Origin of the sequence: Pseudomonas fuscovaginae SE-1 (assembly GCF_000364705.1) — a bacterium.
In the GTDB taxonomy this organism is placed as follows: domain Bacteria; phylum Pseudomonadota; class Gammaproteobacteria; order Pseudomonadales; family Pseudomonadaceae; genus Aquipseudomonas; species Aquipseudomonas fuscovaginae_A.
The window spans coordinates 33,974-50,214 of record NZ_AQOH01000104.1 but is presented as its reverse complement, the minus strand read 5'-3'; the positions used below and the strand labels follow the sequence as shown (position 1 = coordinate 50,214).

The window sequence follows — 16,241 nt, the reverse complement described above, 5'->3', positions numbered from 1 at the left end:
CCCTCCGGTGGCCGAGCGGCTGGCACGGCTGAGCGAGCCGGAGCTGCCGCAAGTGGCTATCAGCTATACACGCCGGGTGACCCAGGCCTGGAGCCTGTTCTTTCTCTGTAACGGCCTGCTCGCCGCCGCCCTGACCCTCTGGGCGCCGCTGAGCTGGTGGACGTTGTACAACGGCCTGATCGCCTACGGCTTGATGGGTCTGCTGTTTGCCATTGAATGGCTGATACGACAACGCGTGAGAGGCCGCGCATGAATTGGATAAGCCTTGAGCAGTTGCTGCTCGGGATGCACGCCGGGCGTGCCGTGACAATCGATCCGCCGCTGGACCACGCGCAACTGTGCCGGCGCGCCCTGGGCCTGGCCGCGGCACTGCGCGAGCAGCACGTGCAGTGCCTGGCGTTGCACCTGGAAGACGCCGGTGAACTGGCGGTCGCCCTGCTCGGCGCCTGGCGCGCCGGCGTGGCCGTGCTGCTGTTGCCCGACCTGCAGGACCAGACCCGCCAACGCTGGGCGGCCCGGGTCGATCTCTGGCTGACTGACAGCGCCGATCTCGCTGACCTGAGCGCCGCCCCCCTGGAACCGGCCACCTTGGACCTCGACCAATGCCGCCTGAGCCTGTGCACCTCCGGCTCCAGCGGCGAGCCCAAGCTCATCGAGAAAAGCCTGCGCCAACTGGCCAACGAAGTGCTTGCACTGGAACAGTTGTGGGGAGCCGACCTGGGCCAGGCCCGCATCATCGGCAGCGTCGCGGCCCAGCACATCTATGGCCTGCTGTTCCGCGTGCTCTGGCCGCTGTGTGCCGGGCGCACCTTCGTGCGCCGGCAACTGGCGTTCCCCGAGGATCTGCAACGCAGCAGCCGCGAACACCCGCAGTTCGCCTGGGTCGCCAGCCCCGCGCTGCTCAAACGCATGGGCGACAACCTCGACTGGCCGGCGCTGAGCGCGGTGCGCCAGGTGTTCTCCTCGGGCGGTGCCCTGCCGCAAGAGGCGGCCGACAGCCTGCGGCAACGCCTGGGACAATGGCCGACGGAAATCCTCGGCAGTTCGGAGACCGGCGGCATCGCCTGGCGCCAGGGCGATCGTCTGTGGCGTCCCTTCGCCGATGTGTGCCTGAGCCAGGATGCCGACGGTGCCTTGCAGGTCGCCTCGCCATACCTGCCCGAAGGCCATGTCGAGCAGACCGCGGACGCGGCGCGCTTCGAGGCCGATGGCCGCTTCGAACTGCTCGGCCGGCTCGACCGCATCGTCAAGCTGGAGGAAAAGCGCATCTCGCTGCCAATGCTCGAACAGGCGCTGCTGGAACACCCGTGGGTCGCCGAGGCGCGGCTGGGCGTGGTCCAGGAAAATCGCGCCTACCTCGGTGCCTTGCTGGTGCTCTCCGGCCAGGGCCTGCATGCCCTGCGCAACCAGGGGCGGCGCGCCCTGACCGACGCCCTGCGCCAATACCTGCTCGGGCACTGCGAGGCCCTGGCCCTGCCACGGCGCTGGCGCTTGCTGCGGCAACTGCCGCTCAACGCCCAGGGCAAGCTGCCACAGAACGAGGTCCAGGCGCTGTTGCAGGCTCCGCGGCCGAAAGCGCCGGAAGTGCTCGGGCAAAGCGAGACGGACGGTGAATGGCTGCTGCAACTGGCCGTCCCGCCGGATCTCGCCTACTTCAGCGGGCATTTCCCGGTCACGCCGGTGCTACCCGGCGTGGTGCAGGTGGACTGGGCCCTGGAACTCGGTCGCGAACGGCTTGAACTGCCGGCGACATTCGCCGGCATGGAAGTGCTCAAGTTCCAGCAACTGGTACGCCCGGGCGACCGGATCGAGCTGAGCCTGCGCTTCGACCGGGAACGCGGCAAGCTCTACTTTGCCTTCCGCAATGGCGAGGCGGCCTGCTCCAGCGGCCGCATCGTGCTGGAGGCCGCGCATGCATAAGCCGTGTGCGGTGATTCCGGTATACAACCACGAGACCGCCGTACCGGCGGTGGTCGAAGCCCTGCTGGCCGCCGGCCTGCCCTGCGTGCTGGTGGACGACGCCAGCAGCCCGGCCTGCGCCACGGTGCTGGAACACCTGGCCGAAGGCGAGAACACCTTCCTGGTCAAGCTGCCGGTCAACCAGGGCAAGGGCGGCGCGGTCATGGCCGGCCTGCGTGAAGCCTCGCGGCGCGGCTTCAGCCACGCCCTGCAGGTGGACGCCGACGGCCAGCACGACCTGCAGGACGTCGCGACCTTCCTCGAGACCTCCCGTCAGCATCCCGAAGCGCTGATCTGCGGCTATCCGCAATATGACGAAAGCGTGCCCAAGGGCCGCCTCTATGCCCGCTACCTGACCCATGTGTGGGTGTGGATCAACAGCCTGTCGCTGCAGATCCCCGACTCCATGTGCGGTTTCCGCGTCTACCCGCTGCCACCGGTGTTGGCGCTGATCGACAGCGCCCGGGTCGGCAGGCGCATGGACTTCGATCCGGAAATCCTCGTGCGCCTGGCCTGGCGCAACCAGCCCATGCGCTGGCTGCCGACCCGGGTTCACTACCCCCAGGACGGCCTGTCGCACTTCCGCCCGTTCCATGACAACGCGCTGATTTCGAGCATGCACACCCGGCTGTTCTTCGGCATGTTGCTGCGCCTGCCAAGCATCCTCTGGCGACGGTGGCGGGCATGAGCGACACGCAGAAACACTGGGCCGACCACCAGGAGCGCGGCAGCTTCTGGCTGATGAAACTCACCGCCTTCGGCGTGCGGGTGCTCGGTCGAAGAATGCTCAGCCCGGTGCTGCACGGCATCGTCCTGTACTTTTTCCTGTTCGGCCGCAGCGCCCGGCAGAGTGCCTGGCAATACCAGCAGCACCTGGCCGCGTGGAGCGGCCAGAGCGCGCTGCAGCCGACACGGTTGAAAGTCTTCCGCCAGTTCATGGCTTTCGCCGATGCACTGCTGGACAAGCTCGACGTGTGGAACGGCAAACTGGGCATCGACCAGATCAACATCATCGACCCGGCCCGGCTACGCGACCAACTGCGCGGCGAGCGCGGCCAGATGCTGGTGGGTGCCCATCTGGGCAACCTGGAAGTTTGCCGCGCCCTGGCCGAACTGGGTGAAAAGGTCACCATGAACGTGCTGGTGCACACCAAGCACGCCGAGCGGTTCAATCGCCTGCTGGGCGAGTCCGGGGCGACCAACCTGCGGCTGATCCAGGTCAGCGAGCTGGACCCGGCGATCATGCTGCAACTGAGCCAGCGCCTGGACCGCGGCGAGTGGCTGGCGATTGCCGGCGACCGCGTCCCGCTGCATGGCGGGCGCAATGTGCGGGTGAACTTCCTCGGCCACGACGCGGCATTTCCGCAAGGCCCCTGGTTGCTGGCCGGGCTGCTCAAATGCCCGGTCAACCTGCTGTTCTGCCTGAAGCTCGAGGGGCGTTATCACGTCACCCTCGAACCCTTCGCCGAAGCCGTGCAGTGGAAGCGCGGCGATCGCGAGCAAGTCATCGCCCAGTGGACCGCCCGCTATGCCGAGCGCCTGGGCCAGTACTGCCTGCAAGCGCCCCAACAATGGTTCAATTTCTACCCTTTCTGGAAGACCGATGACAACGCATCCGCTTGAGCCGGTAACCTTCGGCGAACTCCCGCTGCGCATCGAGGACGTGCTGGCCCTGGCCAACCGTCAGGTGCCGACGCAACTGCAAGACGACCCGGCCTACCGCCAGCGCATCGCCAAGGGCGCACAGTTCCTGGATTCGTTGCTGGACAAGGAAGGCGTGATCTATGGCGTCACCACCGGCTACGGCGACTCCTGCGTGGTGGCGGTGCCGCTGCAGCATGTCGAGGCGCTGCCACGTCATCTCTACACCTTCCACGGCTGCGGCCTGGGCAAGCTGCTCGACCCGCAGGCCACCCGCGCCGTGCTCGCCGCGCGCCTGCAGTCGCTGTGCCACGGGGTTTCCGGGGTGCGGGTGGAACTGCTGGAACGCCTGCAGGCGTTTCTCGACCAGGACATCCTGCCGCTGATCCCCGAGGAGGGCTCGGTCGGCGCCAGCGGCGACCTCACCCCCCTGTCCTATGTGGCCGCGACCCTGTCCGGCGAACGCGAAGTGCTGTTCCGTGGCGAGCGCCGCCAGGCCGCCGACGTGCATCGCGAACTGGGTTGGGAGCCGCTGGTCCTGCGGCCCAAGGAAGCCCTGGCGCTGATGAACGGCACCGCGGTGATGACCGGCCTGGCCTGCCTGGCCTTCGCCCGCGCCGACTACCTGCTGCGCCTGGCAACCCGCATCACCGCGCTGAACGTCGTCGCGCTGCAGGGCAACCCGGAGCACTTCGACGAGCGCCTGTTCGCCGCCAAGCCACACCCGGGCCAGATGCAGGTCGCCGCCTGGCTGCGCCAGGACCTGGCCATCGACGCGCCGACCGCGCCGCTGCATCGCCTGCAGGATCGCTACTCGTTGCGTTGCGCGCCGCATGTGCTCGGCGTATTGGCCGACAGCCTGGGCTGGCTGCGCGGTTTCATCGAGACCGAACTGAACAGCGCAAACGACAACCCGATCATCGACGCCGAGCAGGAACGCGTCCTGCACGGCGGGCACTTCTACGGCGGGCATATCGCCTTCGCCATGGACAGCCTGAAGAACCTGGTGGCCAACGTCGCCGACCTGCTGGACCGCCAGCTCGCCCTGCTGGTGGACGTGCGCTACAACCACGGCCTGCCGAGCAACCTCTCCGGCTCGAGCAGCGAACGCGCCATGCTCAACCACGGTTTCAAGGCCGTGCAGATCGGTGCCAGTGCCTGGACCGCCGAGGCGCTGAAAAACACCCTGCCGGCGAGCGTGTTTTCGCGTTCAACCGAATGCCACAACCAGGATAAGGTCAGCATGGGCACCATCGCCGCCCGCGACGCCATTCGCGTGCTGGAGCTGACCGAACAGGTTGCCGCCGCCACGCTGCTGGCCGCCAACCAGGGTGTCTGGCTGCGCAGCCGGGAAGCCGACGCCCGCCCATTGCCGCCAGCACTGGCGGTGATGCAGGAAGAACTGGCCCGGGACTTCCCGCCGCTGATCGAGGACCGTGCCCTGGAAACCGAACTGCGCCTGTGCCTGCAACGCATCGGCGAACAACACTGGAGGCTGCATGCGTAGTCGTGGCGTGCTGCACGTCGATACGGAGATCCTCGTGCCGTTCTTCGATGTCGATACCTTGCACGTGGTCTGGCACGGCCACTACGTGAAGTACCTGGAAGTCGCCCGCTGCGCGCTGCTGGACCATATCGGCCACAACTACGTGCAGATGCGCGAGTCCGGCTACGCCTGGCCGGTGATCGACCTGCAACTGCGCTATGTGCGCGGCGCGGTGTTCGGCCAGCGGATCAATGTCCGGGCCGACCTGGTGGAGTGGGAAAACCGCCTGAAGGTGAACTACCTGATCACCGACCTCGCCAGCGGCGAGCGCCTGACCCGTGCCAGCACGGTGCAGGTCGCCGTGCATATCGAAAGCCGCGAGATGCAACTGGCCTCGCCCAGGGTTTTCGTCGACGCGGTCGAAAAGGTGCTCGCATGAACTTCATCACACCTCTGTCCTGCGGGAGCCGGCTTGCTGGCGATAGCACCCGCAGGATCGCTGCAAGGCTCAAAGGCCTCATCGCCAGCAAGCCGGCCCCTACAGGGGGCGTGCGTGGTCTGCTGCTGGTGTTGTGCCTGGGACTTTCCGGGAAGGCGGCGGCCTTCGACCTGCAACAACTGAGCGAACAGTTGGCCAGGCCGTCGGTGATCCACGGCAGTTTCATCCAGGAAAAACACCTGCGCGCCCTGCCACAGCCGCTGACCAGCAAGGGCACTTTCGTGCTGGCCAAGGACCATGGCCTGCTCTGGCTGCTCAAGGCCCCATTGCAACAGGACTACCGCATCACCGCCAAAGGCATCGCCCGACGCGATGGCAGCGGCTGGCAGATGGTCCCGAACAAGAGCGCCGGGGCCGAACAGAACCGCCTGTTCATCGCCGTGCTGCAAGGCGACAGCAGTGGCCTGCAACGGGACTTCGAGTTGCAACTGCAAGGCCAGGCGAACGACTGGAAGCTGACCCTGACACCACGCTCGGTACTGCTCAAGCAGATCTTCACCCGCATCGACATCGACGGCGGCGCTCTGGTGCAACGCATCGAGCTGCTGGAAACCCAGGGCGACAGCACCGTCCTGCGCATGCAGGACAGCACCGCGGACCAACCCTTGAGCGAAGCGGAGCAACATGACTTTGCCGAGTGAACGCCTGCTGCCGCGCCTGTTCCTGGTCCTGCTGCTGGCGGTGCTCGCACTGGCCGGCTGGCAGTGGCGGCACGGCGCGCCGCTGTCGGCGAACCTGATGGAACTGGTGCCGGGCTCCTCGCCCGATGCGCTGGACCTCAAGGCCGAACAGCGCATGCAGGAACCGCTGAACCGGGAGATACTGGTGCTGGTCGGCCATGCCGATCGCCAGCGGGCCATCGCCATGGCTCGCCAGTTGGGTGAGCGCTGGCAGGCCAGCGGTCTGTTCGAAACGGTCCGGTGGGACCTGCAGGCCGACCTGCCCGCCCTGCGCGAGCAACTGCTGCGCGGCCGCCTGGCGATGCTCTCGGCGAAAGACCGCCGGCAGTTGATCGACAACCCGGCGGCCTTCATCCAGCAACGGGTACAAACCCTGTTCGACCCGTTCGCCGGCTTCAGCCTGGTGCCGAGCCAGGACGACTGGCTCGGTCTGACCGGGCGCATCCAGAACAGCCAGCCACAACGTGGCGCGGTGCAGTTGGATATCGGTAGCGGCGCCCTGGTGGCCGACGCCGACGGCAAGAGCTGGGTACTGCTGCGGGCCCGCACCACCGGCAATGCCTTCGACATGAAACTGCCGCTGCAGGTGGCCGAACTGCTCCAGCAGAGCCGCGAGCAAGCCAGCCAGGCCGACGTGCAACTGCTGGCCGCCAGTGGCCTGCTCTACGCCGCCAGCGGCCAGCGACAGGCGAGCCGGGAAATCACCTGGGTCGGTGGCGGCGCCACCCTGGGCATTCTCCTGCTGTTGCTGCTGGCGTTCCGTCGTTGGCGGGTGCTGCTGGCGTTCCTGCCAGTGCTGGTGGGCATGCTGTTCGGCGCCGTGGCCTGCGTGGCGTTTTTCGGTCACATGCACGTGATGACGCTGGTCCTCGGCTCCAGCCTGATCGGCGTAGCGGTGGACTACCCGCTGCACTACCTGTCCAAGAGCTGGAGCCTCAAGCCTTGGCACAGTTGGCCGGCCCTGCGCGTGACCTTGTCCGGCCTGAGCCTGAGCCTGGCCACCAGCTGCATCGGCTACCTGGCCCTGGCCTGGACACCCTTCCCGGCACTGACCCAGATCGCGGTGTTTTCCGCCGCCGGCCTGCTTGGTGCCTACCTGACCGCAGTGTGCCTGCTCCCGGCGCTGCTCAAGGGGGCCGACCTGCGCCCGGCGCAGTGGCCGCTCAAGGCCTGCGAGGCCTTGCTGGCGCTGCGCGAGAAGCTGCTGCGGAAACTCGGCAGCCCAGTGCTGCTGGGCCTGTTGCTGTTATTCTGCGCCGGGGGCCTGTGGCAACTGGGCACGAAAAACGATATCCGCCAGTGGGTCGGCGCGCCGCCGCAATTGCAGGCCGAGGCCCAGGCCATTGCGCGAATCACCGGCTACCAGCCGACCAGCCAGTTCTTCCTGGTCCGCGCCGCCGACCAACAGCAACTGCTGGAACGCCAGGCCGCGCTGGGCAAGCGTCTCGGGCAACTGGTCAGCCTGGACAAGCTGCAAGGCTACCTGTCGCTGAACCAACTGGTCAGCCTGCCCAGCGAGCAGCAGCGCCTGCGTGACGCGCTCCAGCAATTGCCGCAACACTGGCAACCGCTGCTCGACCTCGGCGTCCCACTGGCGGCCCTGCAGCAGGAACTGGCCGAACTCCAGGCCCTGCCGATCGAGGATATCGACAGCGCCCTGGCCGGTCCCCTCGGCGAACCCTGGCGGGTGCTCTGGCTCGGCCCGTACGCCGATGGCGTGGCCGGCATGGTCAGTCTGCAGGGCCTGAACAACGCCGAGCTGCTGCGCATCCAGGCGCTGGACCTGCCGGGCGTGCAGTTGGTGGATCGTCTCGGTGACCTGAACAAGGTATTCGCCGCCACGCAGATCAGTGCGGCGCAACTGAAGCTCGCGTCCTGCGTGCTGATCGTGTTGTTGCTGATCCTGCCATTCGGTCTCGGCGGCGCTTTGCGCATCGTCTCCCTGCCCTTGCTGGCGGCGCTCTGCAGCCTGGCCAGCCTCGGCTGGCTGGGGCAACCGCTGACCCTGTTCAGCCTGTTCGGCCTGCTGCTGGTCACGGCCATCAGCGTCGACTACGCGATCCTCATGCGCGAACAGATCGGCGGCGCGGCGGTCAGCCTGCTCGGCACCCTGCTGGCCGCGCTGACCACCTGGCTGTCGTTCGGCCTGCTGGCGATTTCCAACACGCCGGCAGTGAGCAACTTCGGCCTGTCGGTCAGCCTCGGCCTGGCCTTCAGCTTCCTGCTCGCACCCTGGGCCGGGCGGCATCATGCGACCACGGACAAGGACGCCGCATCATGTTGATCCTGCTGTTCTGGGGCATGGCGCTGGCCGCATTCGCCGTGGCGACCCGCATCGGCCGACGGTTCGGCCTGGTGCCGATCGTCAGCCAGTTGCTGCTGGCGACTTTCGGCCTGCCGCTGCTGATGCTGTTCTGGATCGAGCCGCACTGGCAGTTGAGCGGTGCCGCGCTGGTCGCTCCCGACTGGCTCAGGACCCTCTACGGTTGCGCCTTCGCGCTGGTGCTGGGGAGCATTCTCGGCGACGTGATCGAACTGAAGCTGGACCGTGAGAGCCTGAAGATCGCCCTGCCAAGCTTCGGCGTGCCATTCGCCTGCGGGCTGGCCTGCGCCGTCTGGCTGCTGCCGGAACAGCACTGGCTGAACGCCCTGGCGATCGGCCTGGTGTTCGCCATCACCGCGATCCCGGTGCTCTATCTCTATCTCAAGCACATCGGCTACCCCCTCGCCGCCACCCGTCGCCTGGTGCAGACCGCGATCCTGATCGACCTGACCTGCTGGTCCCTGTTCGGCCTGGCCCAGGGCAGCCTGCACCTGGGCAGCCTGCTGTTGCCGCTGGGTGGGGCCCTGTTGCCGCTGGCCCTGCATGGCTGCCGGGTACGCCAGCCGTTGGTCCATGGCCTGGGCTTCTTCGGCCTGCTGGTGGTGGCCGAACACTACAAACTCAACGCGCTGATCTTCGGCATCGGCTATTTGCTCTGCATGGCCTGGCTCAAGGTGCCGCTGGTACCGCCGCTCAAGCCCGAGTGGATGAGCCGCCTGCAGATCGGCGTGGCGGTTCCGCTGATCCTCACCTTCGGTATCGCGCAGATCAACGTGCACAGTGCCCTGAACAACCTGAGCCTGCTACAGTTCGTCGCGCTGCTGCTGGCCCCGGTCGCCAGCAAGCTGCTGGGCAACTGGCTGGGCCTGGGCTGGGCCGGTCAGTCGTTTCCCGGCGCCAGCCGCTGGAAGGAAAGCCTGCTGCTCAACATTCGCGGCTTGAGTGAGATCGTCTTCCTCAACCTGCTCCTGCAACAACAGCTGATCAGTCCGGCGCTGTACTTCGCGCTGATGCTGATGGGCCTGCTCGCCACGCTGCTGCCAGCGCTGGCAGGCATGAATCGAATTCCCTTGAATAGCGCCGAGACCGGCAAGGAGCCCGTGTGCCAATGACTGAAATGGAACGCCGTGAAGTGCTGGTGATAGGCGCCGGTCCCTCCGGTGCGATTGCCGCCGCCCTGCTCAAGCGCCATGGTCATGATGTACTGATTGTCGAGCGCCAGCATTTCCCGCGCTTTTCCATCGGCGAAAGCCTGCTGTCCCACTGCCTGGACTTCGTCGAGGAAGCCGGGATGCTCGACGCCGTCAACGCCGCCGGCTTCCAGTTGAAAAACGGCGCGGCCTTCGCCTGGGGCGACCGCTACAGCGCCTTCGACTTCGGCAAGACCTTCAGCAACGGCAAGCCAACCACCTTCCAGGTCCAGCGTGCCGATTTCGACAAACTGCTGGCGGACCAGGCCGCCTTGCAAGGGGTGGAAATCCGCTACGGCGAAGAGATCGTCGGCGCCGACTTCGAGCGTCCGCGACCCCAGGTGCAGGTCCGGCGCGAAGACGGTAGCGAGTATCGGCTCGAAGCCCGCTTCGTTCTCGATGCCAGCGGCTACGGCCGCGTTTTGCCGCGCCTGCTGGACCTGGAGGCGCCGTCGGGTTTCCCGGTGCGCCGGGCGGTGTTCACCCACATCGAAGACCGCATCGACCACCCCGCTTTCGAGCGGGAGAAGATCCTCATCACCACCCACCCGGAAAAGCGCGATATCTGGTTCTGGACCATCCCGTTCAGCAATGGCCGCTGCTCCCTCGGGGTGGTCGCCGACGCCAGCCACTTCGCCGGTCGTGGCGAAGACCTGGATGCCTGCCTGAAGGGTTTCGTCGCCGAAACCCCGAGCCTGCAACGCGTGCTGGAAAACGCCGAGTGGGACACCCCGGCACGGGCCATCGGCGGCTACTCGGCCAACGTCAAGCGCCTGCACGGCCCGGGCTACGCGCTGCTGGGCAATGCGGCGGAATTCCTCGACCCGGTGTTCTCCTCCGGCGTGACCATCGCCATGCGCTCGGCCAGCATGGCCGCGGGCCTGCTGCACCGGCAGTTACAGGGTGAAAGCGTCGATTGGCAGCGCGACTTCGCCGAACCGTTGAAACGGGGTGTCGACACCTTCCGCTGCTACGTCGAAGGCTGGTACGCCGGGACCTTCCAGGATGTGATCTACCATCCCGGCAGCTCGGAGGAAATCCGCGCCATGATCAGCTCGATCCTCGCCGGCTATGCCTGGGACGAACGCAACCCCTTTGTCAGTGAGCCCAAGCGTCGCCTGCGGATGCTCTCGGAAATCTGTGCGAGCACCCCGGCATGAGCAATCAATACCTGAGCGACACCTACGTCGAGGAAACCCGTTTCGGCTTCTGGTTCCTGCGCAGCCACACCTGGCAGCACCATGTGTTGCGCGTGGCGATCAACGACCTGCGGCGCCTGTTCAGCGAAGAGCTGCCGAAAAACCCGGTGCTGCTCGATGCCGGCTGCGGCCAGGGCAAATCCTTCCAGTACCTGCAGCAGGTGTTCGCGCCGCAACGACTGATCGGCCTCGACGCCGACCCGCACAGCCTGCAGTTGGCCGCCGAGGAAGCCCGGCGGCGCAATCTCGACATCGAGCTGATCGGCAGCGACTGCGCGACCCTGGAAGTCCCGTCAGAGAGCGTCGACATCCTGTTCTGCCACCAGACCTTCCACCACCTGGTCCAGCAGGACCGGGCCCTGGCCGAGTTCTACCGGGTACTGAAACCGGGTGGCTACCTGCTGTTCGCCGAATCCACCGAAGCCTATATCGACACCTGGGTGATCCGATGGCTGTTCCGCCATCCGATGCATGTGCAGAAAAGCGCCGCGCAGTACCTGGACATGATTCGCGACCAGGGCTTCGAGTTCGAAGAAAGGAACGTCTCGTACCCCTACCTGTGGTGGAGCCGGGCCAAGGACTTCGGCCTGCTCGAACGCCTGCGCCTGAAGAACCCGCCGCCAGTCGGCCAGCGTGAGGAAACCCTGGTCAATGTGGTCGCCCGCAAACCCCTGGCAGGGCCGCGCGAATGATCCGTACATTGTTGCTGGGCTGCTTCCTGCTGCTGGGCGCCTGCGCCAGCCGCCTGCCGCTGCCCGCGTACACCCCGACCCTGAACCTGCCACTGCAACTGCTGGTCGAGCGCCAGCAGGACGGCGTACGTCAGGACTGGCTGCTGGTGATCCAGCGCGAGGCCGGTGGCCTGCGCTGGTCGCTGATGGATCCGCTGGGCATCCCGCTGGCACGCCAGCTCCTGCAGGATGGTGACTGGCACGCCGATGGCCTGCTGCCACCCAACCCGCAAGCCCGCGAGCTGTTCGCCGCGCTGCTGTTCGCGCTGACGCCGCAGGCCGAGTTGGCAGACAACTACCCCACTGCCCGCCAGCAAGCCGGGCAACGGAAACTGGGCGAGCAGTGGCAGGTCAGTTATCGTCAGCCGTTGTTCTTCCGCCTCGACCTGCCGCAAGGTCTGCACTACAGCATCAGCCCGTTGAACGAGAGCGCGCCATGACCGCCTACCTGAACGCCCTCGGCCTGATCTGCGCGCTGGGTCGCGACAAGCAGGAAGTCGCCCGCAACCTGTTCGCCGGCGACTGCTCGGGCATTCGTGCCGAAACCGGCTGGGTCCCCGAGCGCGCGCTACCCGTCGCCGCCGTGCGCGGCGAGCTGGTGGCCTTGCCCGGCGAGCTGAGCAACCAGCACAGCCGCAACAACCAGTTGCTGATGGAAGCGACCCTGCAGATCGCCGAGCCGATCCGCCAGGCCATCGCCACCTATGGCCGCGAGCGCATCGGCATCGTCCTGGGCACCAGCACTTCGGGTATCGATGAAGCCAGCCGCGGTATCGCCAGCTATCTGCGTGACCAGCAATTCCCCGCCGACTACGATTACCGGCAACAGGAACTCGGAGCCCCGGCCAGTTTCCTCGCCGACTGGCTGCAACTGGATGGCCCGGCCTATGTGATCTCCACCGCCTGCACCTCCAGCGCCCGCGCCCTGATGAGCGCCCAGCGCCTGCTCGACCTGGGCCTGTGCGATGCCGTTCTGTGCGGCGGAGTCGACAGTCTCTGCAAGCTGACCCTCAATGGCTTCAGCTCGCTGGAAGCGGTATCGGAACAGCGCTGCAACCCGTTCTCGGTGAACCGCAACGGCATCAACATCGGCGAAGCCGCCGTGCTGTTCCTGATGACCCGCCAGCCGGGCGAGGCGCATTCGATCGCCCTGCTCGGCGCCGGCGCCAGTTGCGATGCCTACCATATCTCCGCCCCGGAACCAGCCGGCAAGGGCGCCACCCAGGCGATGAGCAAGGCGCTGCGCCAGGCCGGCCTGCAACCGGAGCAGATCGCCTATCTGAACCTGCACGGCACCGCGACCCAGCACAACGATGCCATGGAGAGCCTGGCGGTGGCCGGGCTGTTCCCGGACAGCCTGCCCTGCTCCTCGACCAAGCCCATGACCGGCCATACACTCGGCGCCGCCGGGGCGCTGGAGGCGGCCTTCTGCTGGTTGAGCCTGAGTACCGAGAACCCCCACGGCGCCCTGCCGCCCCATCTCTGGGACGGCCAGCCCGACCCGGCCCTGCCTGGGCTGCACTGGGTCGGCCCGAACGACCGGCTCGACGCCAAGACCCCACGCCGGCTGATGAGCAACTCGTTTGCCTTCGGCGGCAACAACGTCAGCCTGATTATCGGAGACGCCCCATGATCGATTGGCCGCTCGCCGAACTGCTGCCCCACGCCGGGGACATGATCCTTATCGATCAGGTCCTGAGCTTCGATGAAGAGCAGATCAACACCCGCCTCACCGTGCGCCCCGGCGGCCTGTTCAACCGCGAGGACGGCAGCCTGCCGGCCTGGGTCGGCATCGAGCTGATGGCCCAGAGCGTGGCCGCCTATGCCGGCTGCCGCGCCCGCAGCGAGGGTCGCCCGGTGGAACTGGGCTTCCTGCTCGGTACCCGCAAGTTCGAATGCAACGTCGAACATTTCCCGCTGGGCAGCGAACTGACCATCCATGCCCAGCGCTCCCTGGAGGACGACAATGGCATGGGAGTATTCGAATGCCACCTCAGCGGTCCGTCCATCCAGGCTTCGGCCCGCCTGAACGTGTTCCGTCCGCCCCAGGCCGCCACCTATCTCAACGAATCACAGGAATCCAGCCATGACTGAATCCATACTGGTTACCGGCTCCAGCCGTGGCATCGGCCGTGCTATCGCCCTGCGCCTGGCCCAGGCCGGTTATGACCTGGTGCTGCACTGCCGCAGCGGTCGCACCGAGGCCGACGCCGTGCAGGCCGAAATCCAGGCCCTGGGCCGCAACGCACGGGTGCTGCAGTTCGACGTGTCCGAGCGGGAAACCTGCCGGGCGATTCTGGAAGCCGACGTCGAGGCCCATGGCGCCTACTACGGCGTGGTGCTCAATGCCGGCCTGACCCGCGACGGCGCCTTCCCGGCGCTCTCGGACGATGACTGGGACCAGGTGCTGCGCACCAACCTCGACGGCTTCTACAACGTGCTGCACCCGTTGATGATGCCGATGATCCGCCGTCGCGCGCCGGGTCGGGTGGTCTGCATCACCTCGGTCTCCGGGCTGATCGGCAACCGCGGCCAGGTCAACTACAGCGCCTCGAAAGCCGGTCTGATCGGCGCGGCGAAGGCTCTGGCGATCGAGCTGGGCAAACGAAAAATCACCGTCAACTGCGTGGCCCCGGGGCTGATCGACACCGCCATGCTCGACGAAAACGTCCCGGTGGAAGAGCTGCTGAAAATGATCCCCGCGCAGCGCATGGGCACTGCGGAAGAAGTCGCCGGCGCGGTGAACTTCCTCATGTCCGCCGAAGCGGCCTATATCACCCGGCAGGTTCTGGCCGTCAACGGAGGCCTGTGCTGATGAAACGCGTCGTCGTCACCGGCATGGCCGGCATCACCTCGCTGGGCAGCGACTGGGCCAGTATCGAAGCGAACTTCCGCGCCGGTCGCAGCGGCATCCGGCGCATGGACGAATGGAACCGTTTCAGCGAACTGAACACCCGCCTGGCCGGACCGGTGGACGACTATGCGGTGCCCTCGCACTGGACCCGCAAGCAGTTGCGCAGCATGGGCCGGGTTTCGCGCTTCGCCGTCGGTGCCGCCGAAATGGCCCTGGCCGACGCCGGCCTGCTGGGCAACGAGATCATCCGCGACGGGCGCATGGGCGTGGCCTGCGGGTCGTCCACCGGCAGCACCGACGAGATCAAGGCCTTCGGCATGATGCTGATCAACTCGGTGGCCGAGGGGCTCAACGCCAACTCCTACGTGCGCATGATGCCGCACACCACGGCAGCCAACATCAGCATCTTCTTCGGCCTCACCGGCCGCCTGATCCCCACCTCCAGTGCCTGCACCAGTGGCAGCCAGGGCATCGGCTACGCCTACGAGGCGATCAAGTTCGGCCGCCTGCCGATGATGCTCGCCGGTGGCGCGGAAGAGCTCTGCGCCACCGAAGCCATGGTGTTCGACGCGCTCTACGCCACCAGCCTGAAAAACGATGCCCCGCACACCAGCCCGCGCCCCTACGACAGCGGCCGCGACGGCCTGGTGATCGGCGAGGGCGGCGGCATGCTGGTGCTCGAAGAGTTGGAGCATGCCCTGGCCCGCGGCGCGCATATCCACGCGGAAATCGTCGGCTTCGGCAGCAATGCCGACGGCCAGCATGCAACCCGTCCGGAGCAGGCCACCATGCGCCGGGCCATGGAACTGGCGCTGGAGGATGCCGGGCTCGCGCCCGAGGCCATCGGCTATGTGAACGGCCACGGCACCGCCACCGAACAGGGCGACATCGCCGAGACCCTGGCGACCCAGAGCCTGTTCGGCAGCCGCATGCCCATCAGTTCGCAAAAGAGCTTCCTCGGCCACACCCTCGGTGCCTGTGGTGCGCTGGAGTCCTGGTTCAGCATCGAGATGATGAACCGCGACAGCTACGTGCACACGCTCAACCTCGACCAGGTCGACCCGCAATGCGCCGAGCTGGACTACCTGCGCGGCGAGTTCAGGCAGATGAGCAACGAGTATGTGATGAACAACAACTTCGCCTTCGGTGGCGTGAACACCTCGCTGGTGTTCCGTCGCTGGTCCTGATTTTTTACCCCACTGGAGAAATGGAATGTCCCTGTTTCGCGTTGTACTGATCGCCCTGGCCCTGTTGACGACCGCCGGTTGCACCAGCAAGAAAATCATCACCCCGACGCGCACCGTCACCCCCGAGATCCAGACCAGCCAGGAGCAGATGAAGCAGGCGATCCTCACCACCCTGGTCAAGCGCAAGTGGAGCGTGCAGCGGGTCAACCCGTCGCAGATCCAGGCCGAGATCACCGTGCGTGAGAAATTCCACGTCGAGGTCGACATCAACTACAGCGCCAGCGGCTACAACATCGCCTACCGCGACAGCAGCGGCATGGACTACAAGGATGGCAAGATCCACAAGAACTACATCCGCTGGGTGCGCCTGCTGGACAAGGGCATCCTGCGTGAGCTGCGCGATCACGATGCCGAGAGCACCGCTCGCGCCATCGGTGTCGACCAGCCGCAACCGATCAGCCAGTAACACCGTTTCTTCCGTGCATCGAAAAA

The 16,241-nt window shown here is 66.5% G+C and carries 16 protein-coding genes and 1 pseudogene; all 17 read left to right on the top strand.

All coding sequences use genetic code 11. From position 1 onward, the window contains the following. A pseudogene (locus K675_RS0111785) lies at positions 1-253 on the top strand (hypothetical protein); the annotation flags it as partial. Next, the gene (locus K675_RS0111780; protein WP_026145121.1) at positions 250-1,920 is read left to right on the top strand and encodes an AMP-binding protein; all 1,671 of its coding nucleotides are present in this window, start codon (positions 250-252) and stop codon (positions 1,918-1,920) included. The pseudogene K675_RS0111785 and the gene K675_RS0111780, both read left to right, overlap by 4 nt. Then, positions 1,913-2,647 carry a glycosyltransferase family 2 protein gene (locus K675_RS0111775; RefSeq protein WP_017903722.1) on the top strand — a complete coding sequence of 245 codons (735 nt, stop codon included), beginning with the start codon at positions 1,913-1,915 and terminating at the stop codon, positions 2,645-2,647. Before K675_RS0111780 ends, K675_RS0111775 begins: the two co-directional genes overlap by 8 nt. Further along, positions 2,644-3,582 carry a glycosyl transferase gene (locus tag K675_RS0111770; protein WP_017903721.1) on the top strand — a complete coding sequence of 313 codons (939 nt, stop codon included), beginning with the start codon at positions 2,644-2,646 and terminating at the stop codon, positions 3,580-3,582. Before K675_RS0111775 ends, K675_RS0111770 begins: the two co-directional genes overlap by 4 nt. Next, complete coding sequence (locus K675_RS0111765) at positions 3,563-5,107, top strand: HAL/PAL/TAL family ammonia-lyase (protein WP_017903720.1); 1,545 nt, start codon at positions 3,563-3,565, stop codon at positions 5,105-5,107. The genes K675_RS0111770 and K675_RS0111765 overlap by 20 nt, the downstream gene beginning before the upstream one ends. Then, on the top strand, positions 5,100-5,525 hold the full coding sequence (locus tag K675_RS0111760; protein WP_017903719.1) for an acyl-CoA thioesterase: 426 nt from the start codon (positions 5,100-5,102) through the stop codon (positions 5,523-5,525). Before K675_RS0111765 ends, K675_RS0111760 begins: the two co-directional genes overlap by 8 nt. Further along, a complete protein-coding gene (locus K675_RS0111755) occupies positions 5,522-6,226 on the top strand; it encodes an outer membrane lipoprotein carrier protein LolA (protein ID WP_051070748.1) in 705 nt (234 codons plus the stop codon). The genes K675_RS0111760 and K675_RS0111755 overlap by 4 nt, the downstream gene beginning before the upstream one ends. Beyond that, positions 6,210-8,549: an MMPL family transporter gene (locus tag K675_RS0111750; RefSeq protein ID WP_017903717.1), complete on the top strand. Its 2,340-nt coding sequence runs from the start codon at positions 6,210-6,212 to the stop codon at positions 8,547-8,549. The genes K675_RS0111755 and K675_RS0111750 overlap by 17 nt, the downstream gene beginning before the upstream one ends. Then, on the top strand, positions 8,543-9,700 hold the full coding sequence (locus K675_RS30680) for a hypothetical protein (RefSeq protein WP_037006447.1): 1,158 nt from the start codon (positions 8,543-8,545) through the stop codon (positions 9,698-9,700). Before K675_RS0111750 ends, K675_RS30680 begins: the two co-directional genes overlap by 7 nt. Then, positions 9,691-10,938: an NAD(P)/FAD-dependent oxidoreductase gene (locus K675_RS0111740; RefSeq protein WP_026145120.1), complete on the top strand. Its 1,248-nt coding sequence runs from the start codon at positions 9,691-9,693 to the stop codon at positions 10,936-10,938. The genes K675_RS30680 and K675_RS0111740 overlap by 10 nt, the downstream gene beginning before the upstream one ends. Continuing rightward, positions 10,935-11,669 (top strand): class I SAM-dependent methyltransferase, encoded by a 735-nt coding sequence (locus K675_RS0111735; RefSeq protein ID WP_017903715.1) that lies wholly within the window; start codon positions 10,935-10,937, stop codon positions 11,667-11,669. Before K675_RS0111740 ends, K675_RS0111735 begins: the two co-directional genes overlap by 4 nt. Next, the gene (locus tag K675_RS0111730) at positions 11,666-12,148 is read left to right on the top strand and encodes a hypothetical protein (RefSeq protein ID WP_026145119.1); all 483 of its coding nucleotides are present in this window, start codon (positions 11,666-11,668) and stop codon (positions 12,146-12,148) included. The genes K675_RS0111735 and K675_RS0111730 overlap by 4 nt, the downstream gene beginning before the upstream one ends. Next, positions 12,145-13,341, top strand: a complete 1,197-nt coding sequence (locus K675_RS0111725; protein ID WP_017903713.1) for a beta-ketoacyl-[acyl-carrier-protein] synthase family protein — start codon at positions 12,145-12,147, stop codon at positions 13,339-13,341. Before K675_RS0111730 ends, K675_RS0111725 begins: the two co-directional genes overlap by 4 nt. Beyond that, positions 13,338-13,802, top strand: coding sequence for a hotdog family protein (locus K675_RS0111720; protein WP_017903712.1), 465 nt, complete (start codon positions 13,338-13,340; stop codon positions 13,800-13,802). Before K675_RS0111725 ends, K675_RS0111720 begins: the two co-directional genes overlap by 4 nt. Continuing rightward, positions 13,795-14,523: a 3-oxoacyl-ACP reductase FabG gene (gene fabG / locus K675_RS0111715; protein WP_017903711.1), complete on the top strand. Its 729-nt coding sequence runs from the start codon at positions 13,795-13,797 to the stop codon at positions 14,521-14,523. The genes K675_RS0111720 and fabG overlap by 8 nt, the downstream gene beginning before the upstream one ends. Next, positions 14,523-15,749 carry a beta-ketoacyl-ACP synthase gene (locus K675_RS0111710; RefSeq protein ID WP_017903710.1) on the top strand — a complete coding sequence of 409 codons (1,227 nt, stop codon included), beginning with the start codon at positions 14,523-14,525 and terminating at the stop codon, positions 15,747-15,749. Before fabG ends, K675_RS0111710 begins: the two co-directional genes overlap by 1 nt. A gap of 25 nt (positions 15,750-15,774) precedes the next feature. Continuing rightward, entirely contained in the window at positions 15,775-16,215 is a 441-nt protein-coding gene (locus K675_RS0111705; RefSeq protein ID WP_017903709.1) for a hypothetical protein, read from the top strand. Positions 16,216-16,241: the final 26 nt, after the last annotated feature.

Excerpts from the sequence above, each read along its gene's own strand:
- fabG (WP_017903711.1), top strand. The coding sequence starts at position 13,795 with ATGACTGAATCCATACTGGTTACCGGCTCCAGCCGTGGCATCGGCCGT.
- K675_RS0111755 (WP_051070748.1), top strand. The coding sequence starts at position 5,522 with ATGAACTTCATCACACCTCTGTCCTGCGGGAGCCGGCTTGCTGGCGAT.
- K675_RS30680 (WP_037006447.1), top strand. The coding sequence starts at position 8,543 with ATGTTGATCCTGCTGTTCTGGGGCATGGCGCTGGCCGCATTCGCCGTG.
- K675_RS0111765 (WP_017903720.1), top strand. The coding sequence starts at position 3,563 with ATGACAACGCATCCGCTTGAGCCGGTAACCTTCGGCGAACTCCCGCTG.
- K675_RS0111750 (WP_017903717.1), top strand. The coding sequence starts at position 6,210 with ATGACTTTGCCGAGTGAACGCCTGCTGCCGCGCCTGTTCCTGGTCCTG.
- K675_RS0111730 (WP_026145119.1), top strand. The coding sequence starts at position 11,666 with ATGATCCGTACATTGTTGCTGGGCTGCTTCCTGCTGCTGGGCGCCTGC.
- K675_RS0111710 (WP_017903710.1), top strand. The coding sequence starts at position 14,523 with ATGAAACGCGTCGTCGTCACCGGCATGGCCGGCATCACCTCGCTGGGC.
- K675_RS0111705 (WP_017903709.1), top strand. The coding sequence starts at position 15,775 with ATGTCCCTGTTTCGCGTTGTACTGATCGCCCTGGCCCTGTTGACGACC.
- K675_RS0111770 (WP_017903721.1), top strand. The coding sequence starts at position 2,644 with ATGAGCGACACGCAGAAACACTGGGCCGACCACCAGGAGCGCGGCAGC.
- K675_RS0111720 (WP_017903712.1), top strand. The coding sequence starts at position 13,338 with ATGATCGATTGGCCGCTCGCCGAACTGCTGCCCCACGCCGGGGACATG.
- K675_RS0111780 (WP_026145121.1), top strand. The coding sequence starts at position 250 with ATGAATTGGATAAGCCTTGAGCAGTTGCTGCTCGGGATGCACGCCGGG.
- K675_RS0111735 (WP_017903715.1), top strand. The coding sequence starts at position 10,935 with ATGAGCAATCAATACCTGAGCGACACCTACGTCGAGGAAACCCGTTTC.
- K675_RS0111725 (WP_017903713.1), top strand. The coding sequence starts at position 12,145 with ATGACCGCCTACCTGAACGCCCTCGGCCTGATCTGCGCGCTGGGTCGC.
- K675_RS0111760 (WP_017903719.1), top strand. The coding sequence starts at position 5,100 with ATGCGTAGTCGTGGCGTGCTGCACGTCGATACGGAGATCCTCGTGCCG.
- K675_RS0111775 (WP_017903722.1), top strand. The coding sequence starts at position 1,913 with ATGCATAAGCCGTGTGCGGTGATTCCGGTATACAACCACGAGACCGCC.